This window comes from Pseudoalteromonas sp. B62, from assembly GCF_037162565.1.
Taxonomy (GTDB): Bacteria; Pseudomonadota; Gammaproteobacteria; order Enterobacterales; family Alteromonadaceae; genus Pseudoalteromonas; species Pseudoalteromonas fuliginea.
On sequence record NZ_JARLVB010000002.1, the window covers coordinates 835,396 to 858,911 of the forward strand.

Genomic DNA, 23,516 nt, shown 5'->3' on the forward strand with positions numbered 1-23,516 from the left:
GTGTGTGTGTGTGTGTGTGTGTGTGTGTGAGAGAGAGAATGAATTTAAGGGACACACAGTGAGACAGGCATATATAAAATGAGAGAATGTGTGTGTGTATACACACACACTGAATCAAACATACACACAGAATGTGTATTGTAGGTATCAATCATTAATGAAGTTCAAAACAAAACAGTTTATTTAGCCACAAAAAAAAAGTATCCCTCAGATCCCACCACCATGGTACAGTGCTCAACTGAATCCTTTTCTGAGGATACCCACAACAGCCAGCCGCTGTACAACCGTGCCTGCAAGTTTATCACAGTTTTTTCAAAGCCACAGCCACCAGGAAGTGTAGAATGTAAAAAGAAATACATACACACGTATGTTGAATCACAGAACCACACAAGTAGAAGCTTTCAATAATAAAGCTTTTACGAAATGCTAAAAATACCATTATTTACACGCATTACAGAAACAGAAGGCCGAAAAAGGGGTTATAAACTAAACCCTAGCCAACTAAATTAAGACTCCTATTATGAAATTATCTTTGTACCAAAAATTAGCCATATCGTTAGTTGTTATATTTTGTTTTATTTGTGCACTTGTTTATGGCTGGAGCAAACAATTAGAACTTACTTCAAAACACCATGGTGAGCAAAATCTGCATTTAGCGTTAGCTGAGCATTTAGTACAAGATAACCCATTGATAAAAGAAGGTGTTTACGACTATAAAGCGCTCGAAAACCTTTTTCATACTTTAATGCTATTAGGCCCTGCGTTTGAATTTTATTTTGTAGACGAAACCGGAAAAATTCTTACTTACTCAGCAAAACCAGGAAAAGTTAAGCGTAACTATATCGATTTAGCGCCTTTAAAAAAGCTCATTAATGACCCTAAAGCAGCACCTATCTATGGTGATAATCCGCGCAATAAAGACCAACAAAAAATATTTTCGGTTGCGCCTGTATTTAATCACGACAAGTTACAAGGTTACCTATATGTAATTATTGGCGGTGAAGCCTACGATACCTCCCTCAATACTATAAAAAATAATGACAGGCTATGGCTAGCCGCTTTATGGCTTGGCTCCGCTTTAGCCTTTTTACTCATTGCAATGCTAATTTTACTGCGTTTTTTCACCAATCCAATACAGCGTTTAGCCCGTGATGTAAGCAATATCGAAGCAGCTAATTACAGCCTTACCGACACCAAGCTAAGTAACTATTCAACACAAAAAAGCAATGAAGTACATAGTTTGGGTCGCAGTATTCAAGCAATGCTTACCCGCATTAATGAGCAATTTAAAGCACTTGAAGAGAGCGATAAACAACGCAAAGAGTTACTCACTCACTTATCGCACGACCTACGTACACCACTTGCATCATTGCAAGGGTTTTTAGAGGTTTTAAATCAATCTGGTGAGCAATTAAGTAAAAAAGAGCAACAAGAATACTTACAAGTGTCGCTTAATAATTGCGGACAATTAAAATTACTCATAGAACAAATATTTGAACTTGCCCATTTAGAAAATGGCGAAATAAACATAAATAAAGAAACCTTTAATTTAGGCGAATTAATTTATGACTGCATTGCTAAATTTAGCTTAGCTGTAAATAAAAAGGGTATTCATTTATCGGTAGAACCTGCAATTTGTGATTTCCCTGTTGTAGCCGATATCGCAAAATTAGAACGCGTATTAAGTAACTTAATTGATAACGCTATTAGGCATACGCCTAGCGGTGGTAGCATTGCAGTACATGTAAAGCGCAGTGGCGACAATCAGCTATTTGTGCATGTTTCAGATACTGGCGTTGGAATAAAACAAGATGAACTGAGTGCTATTTTTAATCCTCACTATCAAGCCACTAATTCAAATAAAGCGGGTCGTCAGCAAGGCGGCTTAGGGCTAGCTATATGTCGGGGGTTATTGAAACTGATGGACAGCGAAATTAATGTACACAGTGAACTTGGTAAAGGCACTATATTTAGTTTTAACCTACCACAAAAAAAGTGCTTCTTTAAGAAGCACTTTATATTCACATAATGACCTGTTTTAGCTCAACAGGTTCGTTACTTTTTAATACCTGCTAAATCAAGAATAAACGCATAATAGAATGCGGTATCTTCTAAGCGCTTAAAGCGACCCGATGCACCACCGTGCCCTGCTTCCATATCTATTTTAAACAGTAATTTATTGTTATCCGTTTTATAATCACGAAGTTTTGCAACCCATTTTGCAGGCTCAAAGTATTGAACTTGTGAATCGTGCAAGCCTGTCGTTACTAGCATATTAGGATATGCTTGCTTAGAGACTTGATCGTATGGCGAGTAAGATAGCATGTAATCGTAATAGGCCTTTTCGTTCGGGTTACCCCATTCGCCATACTCGTTTGTGGTAAGCGGAATGCTCGCATCTAGCATAGTGGTTACTACATCAACAAACGGTACCGCAGCAACCATGCCTTTATAAAGCTCTGGTGCTTGGTTTGCTACAGCGCCCATTAATAAGCCGCCAGCACTTCCACCTCGAGCAAATATTTCCCCTTTTGCACCATACTTCTGAGTCACTAATTCTTTGGTTACATCCACAAAGTCATTAAACGTGTTCTTTTTTGTCAGTAATTTACCGTCTTCGTACCAAGGACGACCTAACATTTGCGAGCCTCGAACATGAGCAATGGCAAATACAAAGCCACGGTCCAACAAGCTCAAGCGTGAGCTGGAGAACGTTGGATCCATCGTTGCCCCGTACGAACCATAACCGTACTGCAGCAATGGATTTGTACCGTCTTTTTTAAATGCATCTTTACGATAAACCAAACTTACCGGTACTTTTATACCGTCACGCGCAGTTACAAAAATGCGCTCTGAGGCATAGTTGTCAGCACTAAAGTCGCCCAATACAGTTTGTTGTTTAAGTAATGTTTTGTTGCCTGTTGCTAAATTTACATCGTATGATGAATCAGGCGTTGTCATGCTTGTGTAGTAAACACGTAACGTATCGCTATCAATCTCATTATTGCCATAAGTGCTAATTGTATAAGCGCTGTCGTTAAAGCTCAGTGGTAACTCTTTACCTGTTTTTAAATTGCGAGCAATAAGTTTTGACTGACCCATTTCACGTTCTTGATATACTAAGTAGTTACCAAATAAATCAATGCCTTCGAGTTTAATACCGTCGCGCGCTGGGATCACACTTTGCCAATTAGCTTTGTTACCTGCTTTATCAATATCCACTTTCATTAGCTGAAAATTTACTGCGTTTAAATTAGTTACAATGTAGTAAGTATTTCCTAACTTCGAAATTTCATATTCCAGCCCAGCTTCACGCTCAATTAAACGCTTAGGCATTGCCTTAGCATCATCAGCGCTCAATACCGACACACCTGATGCAGCCGTGCTGCTGTGCCAAATATAAATCTCTGACTTATCTTTGCTTTTACTCATCCCCATGTAATAACTGGTATCAGTTTCTTCGTAAATTAGCTCATCATCAGCTTGTGATGTACCTAATGTATGACGATAAACTTGATAACCTAGTAGAGTTTGTAAATCTTTTTTAATGTAGTAAACCGTTTTATTATCGTTTGCCCACACAATGCCACCGTTAGTGCCTTCAAGTGTGTCTTCGAGTAATTTACCGGTTGTTAAATCTTTTATTTTTATACTATAAATACGACGGCTAACAGTATCTTCGCCATAAGCCATTAAATTGCCATTCGGGCTTACATCTAAGCCACTTACCGCATAATAATCATGGCCTTTAGCAAGCTCATTTACATCTAAAATAACTTGCTGATCAGTGCCTGAAAAATCACTACTGCGTAGGTAAGTCGTGTATTCATTGTCGCCACGATTTTGCGTTGAGTAAAAATAATCACCGTTTTTAACTGGGACTGAATCATCGTCTTTTTTAATACGCCCTTTTAGCTCCTCAAACAATTTACTTTGCAACGTTTTAGTATGTGCAAGCATTGCATCTGTATATGTATTTTCGGCTTCTAAATAGTTAATAACCTCTGACGCTTTACGTTCGTCATCACGTAACCAATAGTAATTATCTACACGTGTGTCACCATGAATAGTCATCTCATATGGCACTTTTTTAGCAATAGGTGCAATAGCTTGGGCTACTTGAACAGTTTTAATTTGTGTATTATTTTTTTGAGTCTCTTCTGGGGCTTGATTACAACCACTTAAGATAGCTATCGACAGTGCAGCAAATGCAAAGGGGGTACGTTTCATCAGTCAAAGTCCTTGTTGTATTTAATTTTTATTAAGTAATACCAACTTAATCAATTTGAGAGATTAAACCTGACGCTAACGGTGTTAAAAATTTCTGATATAGAACAACTAAATAACGAAATTTTTGCCTTGTTATCGACAGGATTTTCTTAACTCAAAGTAGCTCATTTAATTAAGCAGATTGGTATAAATATATCTAAAATTAGAATTTGTCGTTATTTAATTTGAGAAGCCATGTAAAAAGGGAGCCGAAGCTCCCTTTATATAACAGTTAAGTTATAAAATTACTTTTGTTTACGACGACGCATAAATGCAAACGGCGCTACTAGTAATGTTAACCATGCAAGAGAACCAGAAGAGCTTTTCTTCTTAGTCTCAACAACTGGAGGTACTACCACTTCAGCAACGCTAACGTTAACGTTAACCATTACAGGTTCAGAAACATTACCGCGTACATCAATTGCCACAACTTGAATTTCAGCTGATGAATTTCCAACTAACAACTCTGTATTTACAACAACTACTTGACCTTGCTCATCAACACCTAGACCAATATTGGTATTAGACTGAACGAAGTACTCCGAAACGTCTAAGTCAAAATCAGACTCCGTAATTGTTAATTTACCAACAACTGTGCCATTTTCTGCATCTTCAGAAACTGTAAATTCACCACCAACTAACATTGGGGCTTCAATTGCAGGAAGCTCTAAATCAGCACTTGCCATTGCTTTAACAACACCCAGGCCAGATGTTTGCGATAATGCAAATGGACCGCTAGCTTCAACAATCGCTTTTTCACCAGGTTTAAGTGATGAAACCACTTCGCCTGTCTCTAATGACGTTAATGCTACAGTAGGAGAAGTACCAAATAACGTTGAACCTTCAACGCTGTCTGTTTCAGAAAACACACCCGTTTGATAAGCAGGGCTACCTACTGAAGCTTTAAAGTTCATTTGCTTGCCAATTAGCGAAGCATCTACGTTAAATAAGTTTGTACACGCAGAGAATGTAACCGTGTTCTCACCCGCTGAATGAAACATCGGAGTAACCCATGCTAACGAATCGTTACCAGCGCCATCAGTTTCACCAATTACTGTACGGCTACGGCCAGGGAATGCTGTTTCACGACCACGGTCGTTATAGTTTTGCATAATTTGATCATATACGCCGTCATTATCTGTATCTATTTCAAGTCTAACGCCAGCTTGGAATACATGAGTTAATGGGTCACGTAATTGGATAGAAGATGTTACAAAGATACCCGAATCACAAGAGTCATCAGCAAAAGCAGAGAAAGTAGTCGAAATAATATTAAATTCAGCTTCTTCTCGTGTTTTTTCAGTACCCATTGCAATAATGGTTTCTGCGAACGGCGTAATTTCTGTTTGACCACTATTTTCAACGATAAGTGCCATCTCGTTGTCTATAATTTGAGATGAAACACTTAGCGCTGTCGCTGCTTTTGGCATTACGTGATACACAACGTGTAAATCATGATCTGTATCTGTACTTGCATCATCAAATACTAATGCACCATCAAACTCTACTGAAGTAAGTGCTGCGCTTCTTGCTGCAATATCGTCAGCACTAAACGGGTTTTCTAATTCCCATACTGGCAGTTTTGTAGGATCAACAGTTAGTACCACGTCAAAATTCATTGACTGACCTGCAGGAATTGTTACTGATGCAGGGAAATCCCAACTAATTGCTGCTGTATCTTCATCATTCTGGTAACGCGCTTCAGTGCGTAGTGCATACGTTTTAGCGTCTGATGAAAAGTTTTTAACCGTTACAGTCTGCGTTAACGACTCTGTTTCAGTCATAGACACCAGACCAAAAGAAAGCGCAGCTTGCTTAGTATTAAATTGTGTATTATTAACCCATGCAGCTACTGGTAAATTAACTGCTTTAGTTACGTCAACTAAGCCTGAACCAATCATACTAATTGGAGCAAGCTTTGAGTCAGGGTTAGTTGCTAGCGGCTCGTTGGTTACATTTAGATCAGCTGCATTCATGATCGTAGCTTTAATTTCAAATGCATTTCGCTCAGGGTGAGCTTCGCGAATCATCGCAACGGCACCGGCAGTTATAGGGCCAGAGAAAGACGTACCAGATACAGGGTTATTCTCAGTTTGCGTACCAGCTGCAGCTACTTCAATACTTGTACCTGGAGCTGTAATTTCAGGCTTTAATAAACCATCCATAGAAGGACCACGAGAAGAGAATGTTGCTACGGCTCCCGATGTTGTTTTAACTTTTACATCAATATCAAATGTTGCCGTATTACCTGCTGCTAATTGCGCTTTTAAAGCAGCACCTGCAGCAAAATTAATACCTACATTTTTAATCGTAACAGCAGCGTCACTGCCACCCATTGGTGCAGGGGTACCATCATCTGTATTGTTAGCAATCAGTACAAATTCAGCACCTTTTTTCTGCGCATTAAGTACTTTAACTGTAAATGCACATGCACCACGGTCAATTAATACAGCTTTACCTGTAAAATCAACATCAGCGGCAAACTCGTCACAACCATTTTGGTTAGCATCAGGGTAAACTAAGTCAATATCAGCGCCTGAAATAGCATAGTCAGCCTGCAAACCAAACCCTGAACCTTGGATATTACCTTCAACACCCGCAACAGTACCAGTAGCTATACTAACTTGAGTTGTTGGATGCGTCATCGCGCCTACAGATAGTGCATTCGGTGTTGTACTTGGACCACCAACACGAAATGGGTTATCGCCGTCATTACCAGCAGAGATAACCATATTTACACCTAGATCAACAGCGCGTTGAATTAAATACTGCGCACCACCACCTGTGTATGTATCACCAAATTCGCCACCGAGTGACATATTCATTACATCTACACGATCAGAAATGTCACCATCTCCATTAGGATCCATCGCAGCTTCTAATGCTGCAACTTGTGCCGCACTTGGACAACCACCACCACAAACAGAGTAAACATACAGCTCTACATCAGGTGCAATACCACTTACTGAGTGTGAAGAAGATGTACCGTGATTTGTTGGCTCATCAACATCAGGAATAACAACAACAGGATCGTTTTCAATTGGGTCTGCATCATTGCGAATAAAATCGAAACCACCTTTTACAATACCTTGTGGCCAAGTAACTGCGGTAGGATCTTCCTGAGCGGCATCATATGCCTCAACAGTACCCGCGCCATCAAATGCTTTGTGAGTATAATCAATACCGGTATCTAAAACAGCAACTCGCTGGCCTTTACCACTTACAATACCCTCATCGATTAAAGGTTTAGCGTGAATATAGTCAGACGTTGCAGCTACATGTAACTCGTTATCAAACATAGGTAATACTTTAGCTACACGTGAGTCTTTTGCTATTTTAGCTAATGCTTCTGGTGATGCTTGAACAATTAGTGTTGGTGCTAGTATTTTAGTTTTACCAATTACTTTCGCATCAAAATCTAAGCTATTGAGCTCTAAAGTCATTGTATCTTGAAGCTGCTCAATATTTGCCGTAATTTCACGGTTGTTTGATGCCTGATAAGTACCATTTACAAATCCATCAACAGAGGTCGTCGCACGAAGTACGATCATATATGCTGATGGTTCTTTCTGTGCAGAAACCGTATCTTTAACTTGCTCTGCTTGGTGATGAGCAATAGTAACTGTAGGTAAAGTTGTTGCACTTGCGAATGTTGCAATAAACGCACTTGATACTGCAGTTGCTATTGCAGTTCTTTTTATTATGTTTTTAGACATTATTTCCCCTGGGACGAGTTTTATATTATTGTGCTTATACCAATCGTAATTGGTTTGTAACTAGAATATAAAACTTTACACCCACCCTGAGCAACACCTTGATTACAAACAAATTACAATGCGTCTACACAAAGACAGAAAACAAGCCTAAGCAATTGATTTGAAGTAACAATAATTCAATCTAAATTTGTAAACAAGTGTAAACAAACCGACCTTTTTGAGACAAATATGAATAATGAAGTGATTAACATCTTAACTATGGCTAAAGTAATTCAAACCGCAGTGGCTCCTGTATTTCTCATAACCGGGATTGCTGCCACACTGGGTGTTTTATCTAATCGCTTAGCACGAATTACCGATAGGGCACGTCAATTAGAACGCAGGTTAAAGGTAAGTACAGATGAAGATTTCAATAAATCACTGGCTACAGAACTTCGCGCCCTTTTAAAGCGCTCTCGATGTATACATATCGCTTTTAGCTTGAGTGTTTTAAGTGCTTTGCTTGTATGTGCTGTGGTTATGCTGTTGTTTTTATCACATATTCAATCTATAAATTTAGGCGTTACAATTGCCTGCTGCTTTGTTGCAGCAATGGCATTGCTTATATGTGCCTTTATGTCTTTACTTGGCGAGGTATTTTTAGCAACTCGAAGCATGCGTCGCGGGATGATATTTGCTGACATAGACATAAACGATTAAATTTTAATTAAACCCATCGCATTTGCTTGAATAAATACGATGTTAGATACAATATACTTAATTAATAATTAAAATTTCCAACAGGGGCAAACATGAAATTAAAAAACGTATTAGCAACAATAGCGCTAGCAACGTGTGCATTTAGCGTATCGGCAAATTCTGCATTTAAAGAGCCAAGTGACGCAATTGAGTATCGCCAAGCTGCATTTTCAATGATCTCAGTACAAATAAGCGATATGGGTGCAATGCTAAAAGGCAAAGTACCTTTTGACGCAGAGCAATTTAAAAAGCGTGCTAACAACGCAGCTGCACTTTCAAAAATGCCATGGGAAGCGTTTTACGAAGGAACCGATAAAGGCGATACAGCGGCACTTGCTGCTGTTTGGGCTGAAAATGCAACCTTCGTTGAAAAAGCGAATGCTTTTGCAGCAAATGCAGATAAGCTAGCGTTAGCTGCTCAATCAGGCGATAAAGCCGTAATCGGTAAAGCTTTTGGTGCATGGGCTAAAGGCTGTAAAGATTGCCATAAACAATTTAAAGATTAATTATTATTGTTTTAGCTGCTTGATGAAGTAACAATAAGTAATAAAAAAGCACGGAACGGTTAACCGTTCCGTGCTTTTTTGTATCTATTATTGAAATACATATATTACTTATTAAACTAAACCTTAACTGGGCTGCGTTTAAATATACGCTTAATAAGCCCCGACAAGCGCTTAAACAAGTTACCAATATCGCTTAATATGATATACAAACATGGTACCAATATAAGTGTTATTAATGTTGCAAACATCACTGCAAAACCAAGCGCTACCGCCATAGGTATTACAAACTTAGCCTGCAAACTTGTTTCAAACATAATGGGCAATACGCCTGCAAATGTAGTGATTGAAGTAAGTAATATAGGTCTGAATCGAGCACAACCGGCATCTATTACAGCATTTTTAATACTAACACCTGCTTTACGGGCTTGATTCACATAATCGGTCATAACGAGTGAGTCGTTTATAACCACCCCAGCTGCAGCAATAATACCAAAGCCAGACATTAAAGTTATATCCAAACCAAACCAGTAATGCCCCCATATTGCTCCCGTTAAGCTAAATGGAATCACCGACATAACAATAAGTGGTTGCGCATAACTCTTAAGGGGTACGGCTAATAAAATATACACCAAAATCATACCGCCGAAGAAAAACATCTTCTGCTGATTAGCTTGATCTTGTTGCTCTTCAATGGCGCCACCAAGTTCTGACTTAACACTTGGGTACTCTTCTTTAAGTTGTGGTAGTAATTTTTCTTTAATTTGATCTACAACTTCGTTTGGCTCAATCACTTCCTCATCAATGTTGCCATAAACATACACTGTACGATAACCCCCTTCGCGGCGAATATAACTAATACCCGGTGTTTCAGTGAGTTCAACTACATCGCCAAGCAGTACTTCACGGCCCTGCGGGGTAGTAACAACCGCATGCTTAAGTGACGAAAATGCCTCTCGAGTCAGTTTAGGGTAACGTACCATTACACGCACCTCTTCGCCGTTTCGAATAACACGCTGAGCCTCACCACCGTAAAAGCTTGCCCCAACTTGATTAGCAATAGAAGCCAAATCTAAACCTAAGTCGTAAGCGACCGGTTTTAGGCTCATTTGCACTTCTTTACTGGCAGGGTCTATTGTTGAGCTAATATCAAACAAACCTTCTTGCTGTTGCAGCAATTCTATAAAGCGACGACCAGCATTATTTAATGTATCAATATCTGAGCCATATAATAAATAACCAAATTCGCCGTCACTGCCTCCTCCATTTACATCATCATAAATGGTTAATGATTTAACACCGGCAATATCAGGCATGGCTTCGCGCCAACGGCGTGATAATTCAAACGCGTTATAAGGACGTACACTTTCATCAACAAGAGGTACAAGCACTTGGGCTTCGGTGCGCCCTTGGTTAAATACTAAAATATCTCTTATGAGTTTTTGACCATATTTGCGCTCGGTATCTTCATCAATCGCAATCACCATCGCCTCTATTTCACGAATAGCATTTATTGTTTGTATGTCTGATACATTGTCATTCATTTCTAGATTTATTTGTGGGTAGTCATGCGGAATTTTTGGCATAAACCCAGTACGAACTTGATTTGATGAGATTAAAGCAAAGGTTACGATCAACAGGGCGATAAATGAAAATAATACTGACCAACGCCATTCAACACAACGTACAACAAAGCGCTTATATGGGCCATTTACAAAACCAAAAAATCGCGTATTAAACCGATCTCGCCAGCCCCCTCTTTTATTGGTGAAAAATGAGTGTGGGCAATATGGGCAGGCAATATCAACTTTGATTCAATCAAACTAAATACCAAACACAGCATTACCACCACAGCTATACCATAAAAGAAGGCACTTTCTGGACCTGTAGATAACGTAAATGGAGCAAATACTGCAATGGTAGTTAGTACACCAAAAGTTGCGGGGGTTGCTACGCGTTTTGCGCCATTAACCACATTAACAACACCGCCGCCTTTTTTCTCTATTTCGGTGTAGGCACTTTCGCCTATGACAATGGCGTCGTCCACCACAATCCCTAGCACCATAATAAAAGCAAAAAGTGATAAAATATTAATGGTTACACCAAACAGTGGCATCATCATCATTGCGCCCAAAAAGCACACTGGTAAACCAATCATTACCCATAATGCCAACTTAAAGCGTAAAAAGATTGATAGCATAATTGCAACCAAAATAGCGCCCTGAATGAGGTTTGTAACCATCATATCTAAGCGGGCATTTAAGTAATACGTGAAATCCATTAATGGCTCTAAACGAACCCCCAGGGGTAGCTCTTTGTTTTTTAATTCTATAAATGCTTTTACTGAATCAGCAACTGGGATAATACTTTGCTCTTCAGTCGCTTTTACCGATATATAAACCGCATTTTCACCATTGAATTTAAAGTAACGCTCACCCTCAGTGAACTGATCTTTAATCACGGCAATATCTTGCAGTAACACTTTAGCGCCATTAGCCCCTATTTTTACCGGTATTTGTCTAAATTCTTCACCTGAGTAAAACTGATTTTCGACGCGTACAGAAATAACACCTGCGTCTGTTTTTAATTGCCCCGCCGAAAAGTTAGCTGAGTAACGACGCACTGCATTCATTACATCACTAAGGGTTAGGTTATATTGACGAAGCGTATCGGGTTCTATTTCAATTGCTATTTCATCAAGAGGAACATCGTTTACCACTAACGACACGTTAGATAGCTGTAGTAACTCATCCTCTATTTGGTTTGCTATAGGCTTAAGCTCAGTAAGAGGTAGGTCAGCAACAAGCGTCATACCTATTACATCTTGCCTAAACTCAACCTGACTTATGGTGACCGGTTCCATACCGGCTGGGAACGTTGCTATACCATCAACACGTAACTTTACTTTATCAAGCACATCGGTAAGTTTTGCATCGGTGTTTATTTCCAGGCTTGCTGTACCGCCATTTCTAAATGCGCGATACACGCCTTTTTTAATTTCGGTCACATCTTTTAGTGACTCTTCTATTTTTATAAGTATGCTTTCTTCTATTTCTTGTGGTGAAGCGCCAGGATAGTTAGCTTCAATATTAATGTAGTTAATTTCTACATTAGGGAACATTTGACGTTGGATATTTAGAAAGCTAATAATCCCCATCACCACAATAAAAATCATCATTAGGTTGGCAGCAACGGAGTTATTGGCAAAATAAGCAATAATACCGGTTTGTTTTTCAGCGTTAGACGCTGTATTTGGTAGTTCAGTGTTACTCATAACTCAGCCTACCTTTATAATTTTTCAGTGGAAGCATTTTCAAGTGCCTCTGTTTTTTTAGTATCTTGAAGGCCCGCAATTTTTACAGCCATACCTTTTTGCGGATACTCTGGCAACGTAATCACTAGCTTGTCATTAGCTTGCAAACCATCACTGATGTAAAAGTACTCACCCTCTTCACGAATAACTGTGACTTTGCGTGGCTCAAGCTGTTGCTCTTCATTAACGATCCATACGGTTTTGTTATTAACTAACTCTTGCGGTAAACGGTAAATATTATTAAGCATTGCACCGGCAAAATTTATCTGTACGTAGCTACCAAACTTAATCGCTGGTTGTTTATTTTTAAGACCGTATGGGTCTTCTATACGCACCACTAAACTGCTCATACGCGTAGCGTTATCAACAATTCCTAGGTCGCGGTCAATTACACCTTCTCGGGTAAAGCTGTTTAGGCCTTTTTGAATAATCGTTGCGGTAATGCCTTTAATACGTTCTGGCAAAAAAACGCTATCGAATCCTGCGATAGGAATAATCACTTCAGCGGTCTCAATATTATTGAGCTCAGCAACTTGCGAACCCATAGCGACAAATTGTCCAACACCTATATTTCGGCTAATTACCAACGCATCATAAGGGGCTGTTACATCACAATTATCCAAATCACGTTGCGCGCGCTTTAATGCAGCTTGCGCCGACTTAACAGATGCTTGTGCACTGAGCACTTGAGGTTTACGTAAAAATAAATCGGTACGCGCTTTACTTGGAAAGCGCTTGGCTTCGTCTTCGGCTACTTGCGCTTGAGCTTGCTCTTCAATTAAACCGGCTTGCGCGCGGGCAAGCTCTGCCTCTGCAACAAGTACTGCAGCTTCATAGTTATCTTTTTCAATAGTAAACAGCGTCTCGCCACGAGCAACTACACCACCGGCTACAAAATTAGGGTGCCAACTTAATACTTCACCCGAGACCTGCGCCGAAAGCTGTGTATTTTCAAGTGGTTTTACTTCGCCGTAGCTATTAATGATAACTTGATGATCGTTAGCAGCAACAGGCTCAACTTGCACCGTTGGACGAGCATCAATAACTTCTTTTTCTGATTCTTTTGCAATAGCGTTAATTGCCATAAAACCAACGATACCTAAAGCAAGCGCGACGAATGGAAAAACCCATCTAAGTGAATTTGATTGCATATCTTATTTATCCCTAAAATTCTATTAACACCATAATACCAGAGCTATACGAAACATTAAGATGACATTTGTAAGCAACTGTTGCAAATACATCCAAATTACAACTTTATATAAGTATAAAAATGAATAAAATGGTGATTCATCTCATTCGTTATATTTTGTTACAAACTTTTATTTATTAATATCAATCAATTAGCTTTAAACGCTTAAATTTCATCGCGAAGATGTGCGAAATTAAATCAATTTACGTACAGTCCAATTAAATTAACAAATATTAAAAGTCTCAAAATGAAATTAACGTCCATCACCCTTGCGCTTAGCTTAGCGTTTGGCAGCCATGCATTTGCAGCCGATAAAAAAGACGAAAAAGAGTCAAAAACACTTAGCGAAATGATCAAAGGACAAACCGAATTTGCCGGTATATTTAGCCTTTATCAAGACGAAAAAACCGGTAAGCACCTTATGGTGATTAACGAATCCCAACTCAATACGCCGTTTGTGTATTTTGCGCACACTGTCGATGGCGTTACAGATGCAGGCCATTATCGTGGTGCATACCGTGAAACTAAGTTAATTGAATTTAGAAAATACTTTGACCGTATCGATATTATTAGCAAAACACCCCGCTACAAATTTGACGAAAGCAGTGCGATTTCAAAAGCGAGTGATGCCAATATTAGTGAAGCGGTACTTGCGAGCATTAAAATAGAAAAAGAAGAAGACGGTAAAATAGCATTTAATGTAAATAAGTTATTTTTAAGCGAAGCACTTCATAAAGTATCACCTACGCCAAATCCAGCAGATAAAAACGCTAAAAAACGCTTTAAAGTAGGTAAACTAGACGATAAAAAATCACGCATTATTAAACAGCGTCCATACCCTAATAACTTAGACGTAGTAGTTGATTACGTATTTACTAACCCAAGCCCTACTGTACGTGGCTCTAATGCAGTAAGCGATCCTCGCAGTGTATCGGTAAAAGTGCAGCACTCGTTTGTTGCTCTTCCTAGCAACAATTATGCACCCCGTATGGATGATGCTCGCATTGGTTATTTTACCAACCAATTTGATCAAATGACATCTACCGATTGGGCACCTTATCAAGATGTTATAAAACGCTGGGACTTACAAAAGAAAGACCCTAGTGCAACACTTTCAGAGCCAGTAAAACCAATTACTTGGTGGATAGAGAATACGACACCAGTTGAATGGCGCGATACTATTCGTGATGCAGTTTTAACATGGAATACTTCTTTTGAAAAAGCCGGTTTTAAAAATGCGCTGGAAGTAAAAGTACAACCAGACGATGCGGATTGGGATGCGGGCGATATTAATTACAACGTACTACGTTGGACTTCGTCACCTAAGCCTCCATTTGGCGGATACGGACCAGCACTTGCTAACCCATTAACAGGCGAAATACTGGGCTCAGACATTATGCTTGAGTTTGTATTTATGAAAAACCGCTGGATTTACGACACACTTTTCACCCAAGGAACAATGAGCCACGGTGAAGCAACAGATACCGGCGAGCTAAATTGCTCTCTTGGGCATGAGATTCAACAAAATCTAATGCTTGCCAAAGGCCTTGCTAGCGGCGACAAAATTGAAGATAAAGAAATGCTTCGCCAAGGTTTAACGCAACTGGTACTTCACGAAGTAGGCCATACTTTAGGTCTTAACCACAATATGAAATCATCTATTTTGTGGGATGAAAAAGAAGTACACGACAAAAACAAAACCCAAGGCATAGTAACCGGTTCTGTTATGGATTATGCACCCGCTAACATTGCCCCAATTGGTGTGCAGCAAGGTGATATTTTTCAAACAAAACCAGGTCCTTATGATGATTGGGCAATTAACTACGGCTACAGCGTAGCGCTTGCAGATGAAGCTGCTGAGCAAGCTCGACTTGAAAAAATACTTGCTCGTTCAAGTGAACATGCCCTTGCCTTTGGTAACGATGCCGACGACATGCGCGCACCAGGTCGCCATATCGATCCACGTGTAATGATTGGTGATTTGTCGTCAAACCCTGCAGCCTATGGCGCAGATCGTATGGCACTTATCAATAAACTATTTACTGAACTAAAAGATAAAGCAACGGTTAAAGGTGAGTCTTACCAACAGCTTGTTACCTCTGCTAATAGCTTATTTGGTCAATACCGAGCTCAAGCAGGTGTTGTTTCTCGCCAGATTGGTGGTGTGTACGTTGAGCGCGCTGTAGTGGGTGATGCAAACGCAGATAAACCATTTACACCGGTATCGCTTGAGCGTCAAACACAAGCGATGGATATACTCGCAAAGTTTGTATTTGCACCAGATGTACTACAAAACATGCAACCTCTTTATAGCTACTTACAGCTGCAACGTCGTGGCTTTAATCACTTTGGTAAAAATGAAGACCCTAAAGCACACAAAATGATTTTAGGCATGCAAAAGTCTGTACTTGCGCAGCTATTACACCCTGCTGTGTTACTGCGTATTTCTGACACCGCTCTATACGGTAATGAATATAGCCTAACTCAGTTTATGCAAGATTTAACTGCCAGCATTTTTGTGAAAAGCAAAGACGCCAACTCTATTAGCCACAACTTACAAATTGAGTATGTTAACCAGCTAATCGCGATTGCAGGCCTTGGTAAAGCAAGTAAATTTGATAACCTAGCTAAAACCGCTGCGTTATATCAGCTAACTCAAATAGCCGATACCAGTGTTGCATGGGGATCAGATACTGCGACTAAAGCGCATAAAAAATATATTGATCGCTTAATTGCAAAAGCGCTAGAAGCGTAAAGCAGCTCTAACAATTGAGTAAAACCAAGGCCACGTTAAACGTGGCCTTTTTTATAACAAGAACAATAAAGATTAAATATAAATAGTGCCTTTTAAATACCTTACAGCATGCCCGGTTAAGGTGACGGTTGTATCACCCACTTCGCAAGTTAGCTGCCCGCCTCTGCTTGAAGCCTGATAAGCGCTTAACGTAGTTTTACCTAATTGCAGCGCCCAGTAAGGTGCCAAGCCAGTATGAATAGAACCTGTCACATAATCTTCGTCGCCACCGCTTGCAGGCCAAAAATAACGAGATATAAAATCATATTCAGCACTCGGAGCAGTGGCCACTACATCAAGTGGATAAAGCGTTTTTAAAAGCTCTGAGCTAGTTTTTAATTCAAGTATTTGATCGGCATTTTCATAAATAGCAAAGTAAGCTTGGCGGTTTTTAAGCACTTTACTCGGTTGTATAGACAAGCCATCAAGCAATTGCTGCGGTACATTTTGCACTTCAACCGGTGCTTGTTTCGGAAAGGTCATTGCAAAGCTGCCATCAGCGTTTTTATTAACGATCAGCTCGCCCACCGCATCAGCAATAAAGCGAATTTGCGATATATTATGCTCTTCACATAAAACATAGGCAGCCGCAAGTGTGGCATGACCGCAAAAGTCGATTTCCATTAACGGCGAAAACCAGCGAATAACAAAACTGCCATCGTCTTGCTGGCAGGTAAAAGCCGTTTCAGATACGTTATTTTCTGCGCCAATTTTTAGCATTAAATCGTCACTTAGCCACGATTTCAATGGGATCACTGCCGCATAGTTACCTTTAAATAACTCATTCGTAAACGCATCAATTTGATGAATAGTTAATTGCATTGTTTAAACTTTGTAATGATTAATAGCTTAAAACTGCCACACCTAAACTCAATTAGCACTTTTATTTTAGCTTTAAGCCATTACAGGTCGCACTCTATAATATTGCATACAGCCAAATTGCACAGCATTTGTAAGCAACAACATAATAAACATAAGTAAGTGCGCAGTACTTGTGGCTGCATTTGAAAGCTCAACAACTAAGCCGCAAATACCAGCAATAAACTGCAAGCTAAAGTAGCGCGCGCTTAAATTACTTACATTACCCGTACGCAATGTTTTATAAGTTTGCGGCATAACACGTACCGAACTCATCACAAGGCCAACATACGTTAAAGCGCTTAATACCGTTGCAGTATCGAGGTTTGAATTCAAAAGCAGTGAAAAGGGCAGTAACGAAAAACCTAACATAGTAACCAGCTGTACGCGCTCTCGTTTAGCTGCGTTGAAACGTGCAAAAAAATACAAAATAAGCCCGCTTAACGCACCGGTTACAATAAATGGTAATGCAATATAATAGCGCTCAAAGTAAATATTGTAGGTTATAAAATAAAGGCTTTGCGCTAACCCAAACGTCATCATCAATAGTGATAAACCTGAGACACTACGATTTTTTCGAATTTTGTTTAGTAGCGGTAAAAAACTAAAAACCAAAATAAAAGAAGACAATATAGGCAAATAATGCGCCAAAGCAACCTCACTCGTTACATAAATGTTAACTAGAAATGGAAATAAAAACATTTATTAAACATATGTTTTAAAAGGCTTTTACTATGATCGCGGCATTGTAGAGCCGCGTAAATTTAACTCAACTAAATAGCAAAAACTTGTTTTAGGTACTGGCAAGCTGAGTATACAAAAACCGTAGAATTAAGTTCACAGTTTGTTTGTTTTATTGAAATTCATTACTGCAACTTACAAATAAAAATGATAGTTGTTATCATGCGCAGGTTATTAGCTACTGCATATAAAACCATCCATGAGAAAAATACTTTTTAAGATCCACAGCTGGATTGCCCTTATTGCAATCATTCCACTCATTGTCATTAGTATTACAGGCAGTGTATTAGTTTTTAAAAGTGAAATAGATGGCTTACTTATGCCTGATAGTCACTTTGTTGTAAAAGCGTTGCCAGAGCGTATAGCAATCGATAAATTAATCGCTAAAGCAGAACATGCTTACCCTGAGTATCTAGTGGGTAGCTGGGAGATTTTTAACAATGATACTGCTGATCGGGTTTACTTAGTTAAACGCGGTACAGAGCAATGGTATAAGTTTCATTTAAACCAGTACACAGGTGATATTTTATCGGAGCCAGTAGGCACTAGCCATTACTTTACTGATTGGTTTTTAGAACTACATTACACATTTTTACTAAATGACTTAAAAAGTTTACCTGGGCAAACAGGTACTGTTTTAGGCTTCTTTTTTGCTTTGTTTTTATTAATCTTAGGCATTACAGGCCTCATTATTTATCGCAAGTTTTGGCAACGTCTGTTTAGTGTACGCTGGCGTGCGACACTACAAATAGTCCTTAGCGATATCCATAAAATGACCGGTGTTATTGGCTCCCCTATCATTATTATTTTAGCGATTACAGGTGGCTACTTTAACTGGGCTGTTTGGTATCACGAAGTAATAGAGCACGCAGAAGAAGAACATTTTGTGCTAACCAAAAAGCTACATAGCGCAGATATCTCGTTTCAAGATATTTTAGATAATAGCAAACAACAAATAACTACTTTTAATAGCACTTTTTTGGTTATGCCATTAGAACCGGATGAAAATATTACCGTATTTGGAGAAGTTAAAACTGCCAACCCGCTTGCCAGTGAATACGCCAATACTGTTACCTACAATAAATTGACTGGTGACCACATGGTCAACTGGGATATTCGCGAAGTTGGTATTGGCTGGCAAGTAATTGATAGCTTCAGAAAACTTCACTTTGGTTATTTTGCAGGTCTTACTAGTAAAATACTGTGGTGTGTAATTGGCTTAAGTCCAGTATGGCTAGCCGGAACCGGCTTTTACTTATGGTTTACCCGCCGAAAACGTAAAAAACAGTCACAGGTAAATCGCTCAAATAAGCGAGGCATAGTTAACGCTTGATTTGAAAACCACCTCAATGTAAAGTCAAAGTTCACATTGAGGTGGCTTATGAAGTTTATAATATTAATATTTTGTCTTTTTTTAACTGCATGTAAAAATACACCCGCAATTACTGCGGCTCAAAAAGTACAGTTATCCAGTCTTATAAATCATTCGCTTTTTGAGCGCTTGGACACACCAACCGAGCAAAGCATTTTTGAATTGCCTCAAGCAGAAAAGCAAAAATTCTTAACCTATGCAAATGAAAATCTAGCAGATACCCGAGCTGATCAAGTTATTTTTAATTATCTAGAAGGTCGGTTAGAAAACTTCAAGTACCATGGCGATACACTTACTTCAAAGCAAGCCCTTAAATTATCGCAAGGTAATTGCATTAGTCTAGCGGTACTAACACAAAGCTACGCACAAACCTTAAGTCTCGATACAAGTTTCCAGGAAGTGACCAGCGAACCGGTGTATGCCAAAGAAAGCAACATAGTCTATGTGGCTAATCACTTTAGGACAAAGGTATATGCTCCCAAAGTAAAGAAAGAAGATAATTATATCGAATTTATTAGAGCAGGAACACTGATAGACTATTTCCCGACTCAAGGTAGTATCTATTCTGGTAGTGCAACTTATAACGATTTGCTAGCTAAGTTTTATAGTAACTTAGCGGCAAACGCACTTGCCAAAAAACAATTTAATACGGCTTACTCTCTTATTTTACAAGCGAATAAATTTACACCAAATGATGCAGAACTATTTAACATAGCTGGTATTTTACATCGCCGAGTTGGTGATTTACAAAGCGCTAAAAACATCTACCAAACAGCACTTAGCAATAACGAGATAAGCATTAATTTAATCAGCAACTATAAGCTTTTAGCTGAAGAGTTAGGCGACAAAGAGCTTGTTAAAGAGCTCACCTCACAATTAGTTAATAAAGAAAAAGACCCATACGAATTATTAGTGATCGCTAAAAACAACTTACAAGCTGGCCACGTTCATCAAGCTAAAGCAAACCTTGAGCAAGCCATTACTAAAGCGCCTTACATTGCTGAGTTATACTTGGAACTCGCAAAAGTTCGCTATCGACAAGGCAATACCAAACAAACACAAACCTTACTTGAAAAAGCAATTAAACTAGAGCGTGATAACCAAAAGCTCGATATCTATCAAGCTAAGTTACTATCCTTGCAGATGGAAAAGTAACTTAGCCGATTAATATTTATAACGAATAATAGAAGCTCAGCCAAGCACGCATTTCATCTTCAAAACTGTCGCCTTCTACTCGCGACAGTCCCATATTAAAGGTTAAGTCGTTTACACCCGCGGGCCCCATCCCAAAACTAAAATCACCTTGGTATTTTAAGCCGTAGCTTTGTGCGTATACGGTGTCGTCGAGTTGATGTTGCTTATAATAAAGCCACGGCATGCCTTCTTTAAAGCTAAAGCCGCCACCGTAGCCTTGATAGCGCTTTGCAGTTGCGCTGTAAAAGGGCAGATCAGATGAAAGTACATGTTCACTACTTTGTTGCTGATTAATAAGATTTGAGCTAAAACCACCTAATGCAAGGCTATTGTCATCACGCTGTTTTTGATCAAAGTTTGCATAAAGAGGAATACCAAACGCCTTACCAAAAATTTTGGCGGCTAAATCGTAGCCTTGCCAATTACTACTTTTACTACTGCCATCGTACCAACTCGCATAAACACTTTGGCCTATCGCAAAATCTTGACGATCATATTGCCAATTTTGAGCAACGCCTAAACGCGTCCAGCTTTTATGGCTTATCTTATAATCAGTGTAATTGTAGGCAATCTCTGGCGTTAAACTTAGCGGCCCAAATTTAACTGGGTAACTTACTGCAGCAAAACCACCACGGGCATCTATGTCGGTATTTAAACTTGCTTGGTACTGGCGCGATGTATTTAAATCATAGTCAAACAGTGCAAGTTTCAGTTTTACATCAAGCGCATTATATTTTGCCTGCACATAACCACCGTGCAGTGCTCCATCGTGTAAATCAGTGCTATATCCCGCTTGCAAGTCGAGCTGCTTTAATAAGTCGCTACTTTTAATGCTTAAATCTAACAAACTGGTAGAAGCCGAATAATACTGCGTTCCTAGTGCAAAAGTAGCGTGCTGATCGAGTACGTTGTAATTTGTCTGCTGCGTTGTTTGGTGCGTATATATTTTAGCTTTTGGAAGCGTATGTTCGTTTACAATTAGCAGCGGTGCTTTTTTGTTAGCCGAAAATTCAGTAACTACAGTGCTCTTTATAGCTTTTGGCAGTGTTTTTATATTTGGCCCATCTGCGGTTATCGAAAAATAGAGTAACGAGCCATCGGCCATTTCAATCGGGTGGGCAACGGCTTCCTGCCCCTGAGTTAACTTGGTAAGTGTTTTACTCTCTATGTTGTAGTTATAAATATCAGTAGCGCTATTTAAGCCTGCAACAAAGTAAAGTGACTCGCCATTAAGACTAAAGCTCGGCTGACTTAAATATTGATACCCGTTTGGCATAGGTACTGATAGCTGTTCGCCGCCTACACCTTGTATATACAACTGCCAATTTTCATTTAATGACGTTGATAAATAAGCCAATTTACTTTCATCAGGACTGAGTATTGGGTAATCGTAAGTTGTCTCAAGGCTTTTTGTAAATAATGGTGTGATGGTTTGCGTGTTTAGATCAACCTTTACTAATTCAGAGTAGCCATCTCTTATTTGCTCGCCATATAAGGTTTCACCATTGCTGGTTACGCTAAATCGTCGTATACCAGCAAGTTCGGTAAGTTGTGTAATATTTCCAGTGTCAGTGTTATAGCTAAATATGTCAGACACTTTGTTATAAATACCCGACTCTTCATTGCTGTACGCATTAAAATATAACGTTGTATTATTTACCCATTGCGGGTTTGCAATACCGGCTCGATTAATTTGATTAAGCACTTGTTTTTGTTCGCGCTTAAACACACTTGGCGCTGCATCGGGGATGTCTTGTGCATCGTTTTCGAGTAGCTCTTTTTGCGCTTTAGTAAACTCTTCTTGCGCTTTAATGTTGTCATCAGTGCTATAAATTATAAGCTTGGTATTACTCTCTTTGTCTCGCTCAACAATTGCAATTTTACTACCATCTTTTGAAAGTGCGGGGTTACTTGCATATAAGTTAAGTTCAAGCCAAAGTTCACTATTAAGTAACACCTCCCCTTGCTCTATTTGCATTGCTTTATAGGTATATTCAGCTATAAATCGGCGGTATAGCTTGGCTGCACTTTGCCCAAACACACCGCTAAATGCCTCATCAAAATCCCGCGTTTTTACGCCTTGCATTCGCGTCCAAACACTATCGAGTGTTTGCTCTGAATAGTTTTGCTCTAGCCAATTTAAAAAGCGGCTCCCCATTAAATACGCCATTGAGCCGCCCATAAAGCCCTGCTCGCCATTTAATTGCCCATAGGTTGGCAAAGCACCTTGCTGAGCAAATTCTCGCAGTATTGACTCTGAGTAGTTATCAAATAAACGCCCACGGCCCGTCATTTTAGACTCAATCAATGTGGCATAACCTTCGGCTACCCAGCGCGGTGTATCACTGTAGGTTAAGTCGTATAAATCCCATATGCCACGTACTTTTTGCTGCCAGTCATTGCGTGTTGGCTGTGCTAAGTGTACTAAGTGAATATATTCATGCAGTACAAGTAACTGCTGCCAGCCAGCGCTGTTTGATATAACGGTGTCGGATTGTGGTGGGGTTGTAAAAAGCGCCATTACAGGATTATTTGAGGTAGGTAGCGCAAAGCCATTTGCCGCATTTAGGGGATCAAACACAACTACATCAACTGTTTTATCAAGTGCTCGGTTTTGCTGCTCAAGCACTTTGATGCGTACTATTTCAAGCTCTGCTGCAGTTGATTTAGCAAAATCAGCATGCTCAACACTGTAGTGAACATTAAAATGTTCGGTATGAATAGTTTGCCAATCGGCTGCAAAGCTCGGTGCTGCTAGTAATAAAGCCGATGCGATAAGTGTTTTTTTCATGAGCGTCCCTAAAAGAATTCCTTAATACCATCTAG

Annotated in this window: 12 protein-coding genes and 1 pseudogene; 6 read left to right on the forward strand and 7 right to left on the reverse strand. The window is 39.4% G+C overall.

Going from position 1 to position 23,516, the window contains the following annotated elements; translation table 11 throughout:
- Positions 1–520 precede the first annotated feature (520 nt).
- Entirely contained in the window at positions 521–2,029 is a 1,509-nt protein-coding gene (locus tag P4S71_RS08265) for a sensor histidine kinase (protein WP_337150444.1), read from the forward strand.
- Between the two features lie 26 nt (positions 2,030–2,055).
- On the opposite strand, the gene P4S71_RS08270 is transcribed toward P4S71_RS08265, so the two are convergent.
- Together P4S71_RS08270 and P4S71_RS08275 are read right to left on the reverse strand one after the other, a co-directional pair.
- Complete coding sequence (locus P4S71_RS08270) at positions 2,056–4,230, reverse strand: S9 family peptidase (protein ID WP_337150445.1); 2,175 nt, start codon at positions 4,228–4,230, stop codon at positions 2,056–2,058.
- Positions 4,231–4,514: 284 nt separating this feature from the next.
- The gene (locus P4S71_RS08275) at positions 4,515–7,985 is read right to left on the reverse strand and encodes a S8 family serine peptidase (RefSeq protein ID WP_337150446.1); all 3,471 of its coding nucleotides are present in this window, start codon (positions 7,983–7,985) and stop codon (positions 4,515–4,517) included.
- Between the two features lie 228 nt (positions 7,986–8,213).
- Between P4S71_RS08275 and P4S71_RS08280 the strand changes: the two genes are divergently transcribed.
- The gene (locus P4S71_RS08280) at positions 8,214–8,684 is read left to right on the forward strand and encodes a DUF2721 domain-containing protein (protein WP_007377300.1); all 471 of its coding nucleotides are present in this window, start codon (positions 8,214–8,216) and stop codon (positions 8,682–8,684) included.
- Positions 8,685–8,776: 92 nt separating this feature from the next.
- Positions 8,777–9,229 carry a c-type cytochrome gene (locus P4S71_RS08285; protein ID WP_149605531.1) on the forward strand — a complete coding sequence of 151 codons (453 nt, stop codon included), beginning with the start codon at positions 8,777–8,779 and terminating at the stop codon, positions 9,227–9,229.
- Positions 9,230–9,345: 116 nt separating this feature from the next.
- On the opposite strand, the pseudogene P4S71_RS08290 reads toward P4S71_RS08285, so the two are convergent.
- A pseudogene (locus P4S71_RS08290) lies at positions 9,346–12,500 on the reverse strand (efflux RND transporter permease subunit).
- Positions 12,501–12,514: 14 nt separating this feature from the next.
- Entirely contained in the window at positions 12,515–13,690 is a 1,176-nt protein-coding gene (locus P4S71_RS08295; RefSeq protein ID WP_337150447.1) for an efflux RND transporter periplasmic adaptor subunit, read from the reverse strand.
- A gap of 288 nt (positions 13,691–13,978) precedes the next feature.
- Here P4S71_RS08295 and P4S71_RS08300 point away from each other — a divergent pair, with 288 nt between their 5' ends.
- The gene (locus P4S71_RS08300; protein ID WP_096793983.1) at positions 13,979–16,486 is read left to right on the forward strand and encodes a zinc-dependent metalloprotease; all 2,508 of its coding nucleotides are present in this window, start codon (positions 13,979–13,981) and stop codon (positions 16,484–16,486) included.
- A gap of 72 nt (positions 16,487–16,558) precedes the next feature.
- On the opposite strand, the gene P4S71_RS08305 is transcribed toward P4S71_RS08300, so the two are convergent.
- Together P4S71_RS08305 and P4S71_RS08310 are read right to left on the reverse strand one after the other, a co-directional pair.
- The gene (locus P4S71_RS08305) at positions 16,559–17,347 is read right to left on the reverse strand and encodes a PhzF family phenazine biosynthesis protein (RefSeq protein WP_096793984.1); all 789 of its coding nucleotides are present in this window, start codon (positions 17,345–17,347) and stop codon (positions 16,559–16,561) included.
- A 72-nt stretch (positions 17,348–17,419) separates the two neighbouring features.
- Positions 17,420–18,034 carry a PQ-loop repeat-containing protein gene (locus P4S71_RS08310; protein WP_033015705.1) on the reverse strand — a complete coding sequence of 205 codons (615 nt, stop codon included), beginning with the start codon at positions 18,032–18,034 and terminating at the stop codon, positions 17,420–17,422.
- A gap of 289 nt (positions 18,035–18,323) precedes the next feature.
- On the opposite strand from P4S71_RS08310, the gene P4S71_RS08315 reads away from it, so the two are divergent.
- Together P4S71_RS08315 and P4S71_RS08320 are read left to right on the forward strand one after the other, a co-directional pair.
- Positions 18,324–19,457 (forward strand): PepSY-associated TM helix domain-containing protein, encoded by a 1,134-nt coding sequence (locus P4S71_RS08315; RefSeq protein ID WP_337150448.1) that lies wholly within the window; start codon positions 18,324–18,326, stop codon positions 19,455–19,457.
- A gap of 48 nt (positions 19,458–19,505) precedes the next feature.
- Positions 19,506–20,651 carry a tetratricopeptide repeat protein gene (locus P4S71_RS08320; RefSeq protein ID WP_337150449.1) on the forward strand — a complete coding sequence of 382 codons (1,146 nt, stop codon included), beginning with the start codon at positions 19,506–19,508 and terminating at the stop codon, positions 20,649–20,651.
- Positions 20,652–20,667: 16 nt separating this feature from the next.
- Here P4S71_RS08320 and P4S71_RS08325 read toward each other — a convergent pair whose 3' ends face one another.
- Positions 20,668–23,481 carry a TolB family protein gene (locus P4S71_RS08325; protein ID WP_337150450.1) on the reverse strand — a complete coding sequence of 938 codons (2,814 nt, stop codon included), beginning with the start codon at positions 23,479–23,481 and terminating at the stop codon, positions 20,668–20,670.
- Positions 23,482–23,516 lie beyond the last annotated feature (35 nt).

Bases quoted from the DNA above. Each gene is read 5' to 3' on its own strand.
- P4S71_RS08265 (WP_337150444.1), top strand. From the start codon at position 521: ATGAAATTATCTTTGTACCAAAAATTAGCCATATCGTTAGTTGTTATA.
- P4S71_RS08270 (WP_337150445.1), bottom strand. From the start codon at position 4,230: ATGAAACGTACCCCCTTTGCATTTGCTGCACTGTCGATAGCTATCTTA.
- P4S71_RS08275 (WP_337150446.1), bottom strand. From the start codon at position 7,985: ATGTCTAAAAACATAATAAAAAGAACTGCAATAGCAACTGCAGTATCA.
- P4S71_RS08280 (WP_007377300.1), top strand. From the start codon at position 8,214: ATGAATAATGAAGTGATTAACATCTTAACTATGGCTAAAGTAATTCAA.
- P4S71_RS08285 (WP_149605531.1), top strand. From the start codon at position 8,777: ATGAAATTAAAAAACGTATTAGCAACAATAGCGCTAGCAACGTGTGCA.
- P4S71_RS08295 (WP_337150447.1), bottom strand. From the start codon at position 13,690: ATGCAATCAAATTCACTTAGATGGGTTTTTCCATTCGTCGCGCTTGCT.
- P4S71_RS08300 (WP_096793983.1), top strand. From the start codon at position 13,979: ATGAAATTAACGTCCATCACCCTTGCGCTTAGCTTAGCGTTTGGCAGC.
- P4S71_RS08305 (WP_096793984.1), bottom strand. From the start codon at position 17,347: ATGCAATTAACTATTCATCAAATTGATGCGTTTACGAATGAGTTATTT.
- P4S71_RS08315 (WP_337150448.1), top strand. From the start codon at position 18,324: ATGAGAAAAATACTTTTTAAGATCCACAGCTGGATTGCCCTTATTGCA.
- P4S71_RS08320 (WP_337150449.1), top strand. From the start codon at position 19,506: ATGAAGTTTATAATATTAATATTTTGTCTTTTTTTAACTGCATGTAAA.
- P4S71_RS08325 (WP_337150450.1), bottom strand. From the start codon at position 23,481: ATGAAAAAAACACTTATCGCATCGGCTTTATTACTAGCAGCACCGAGC.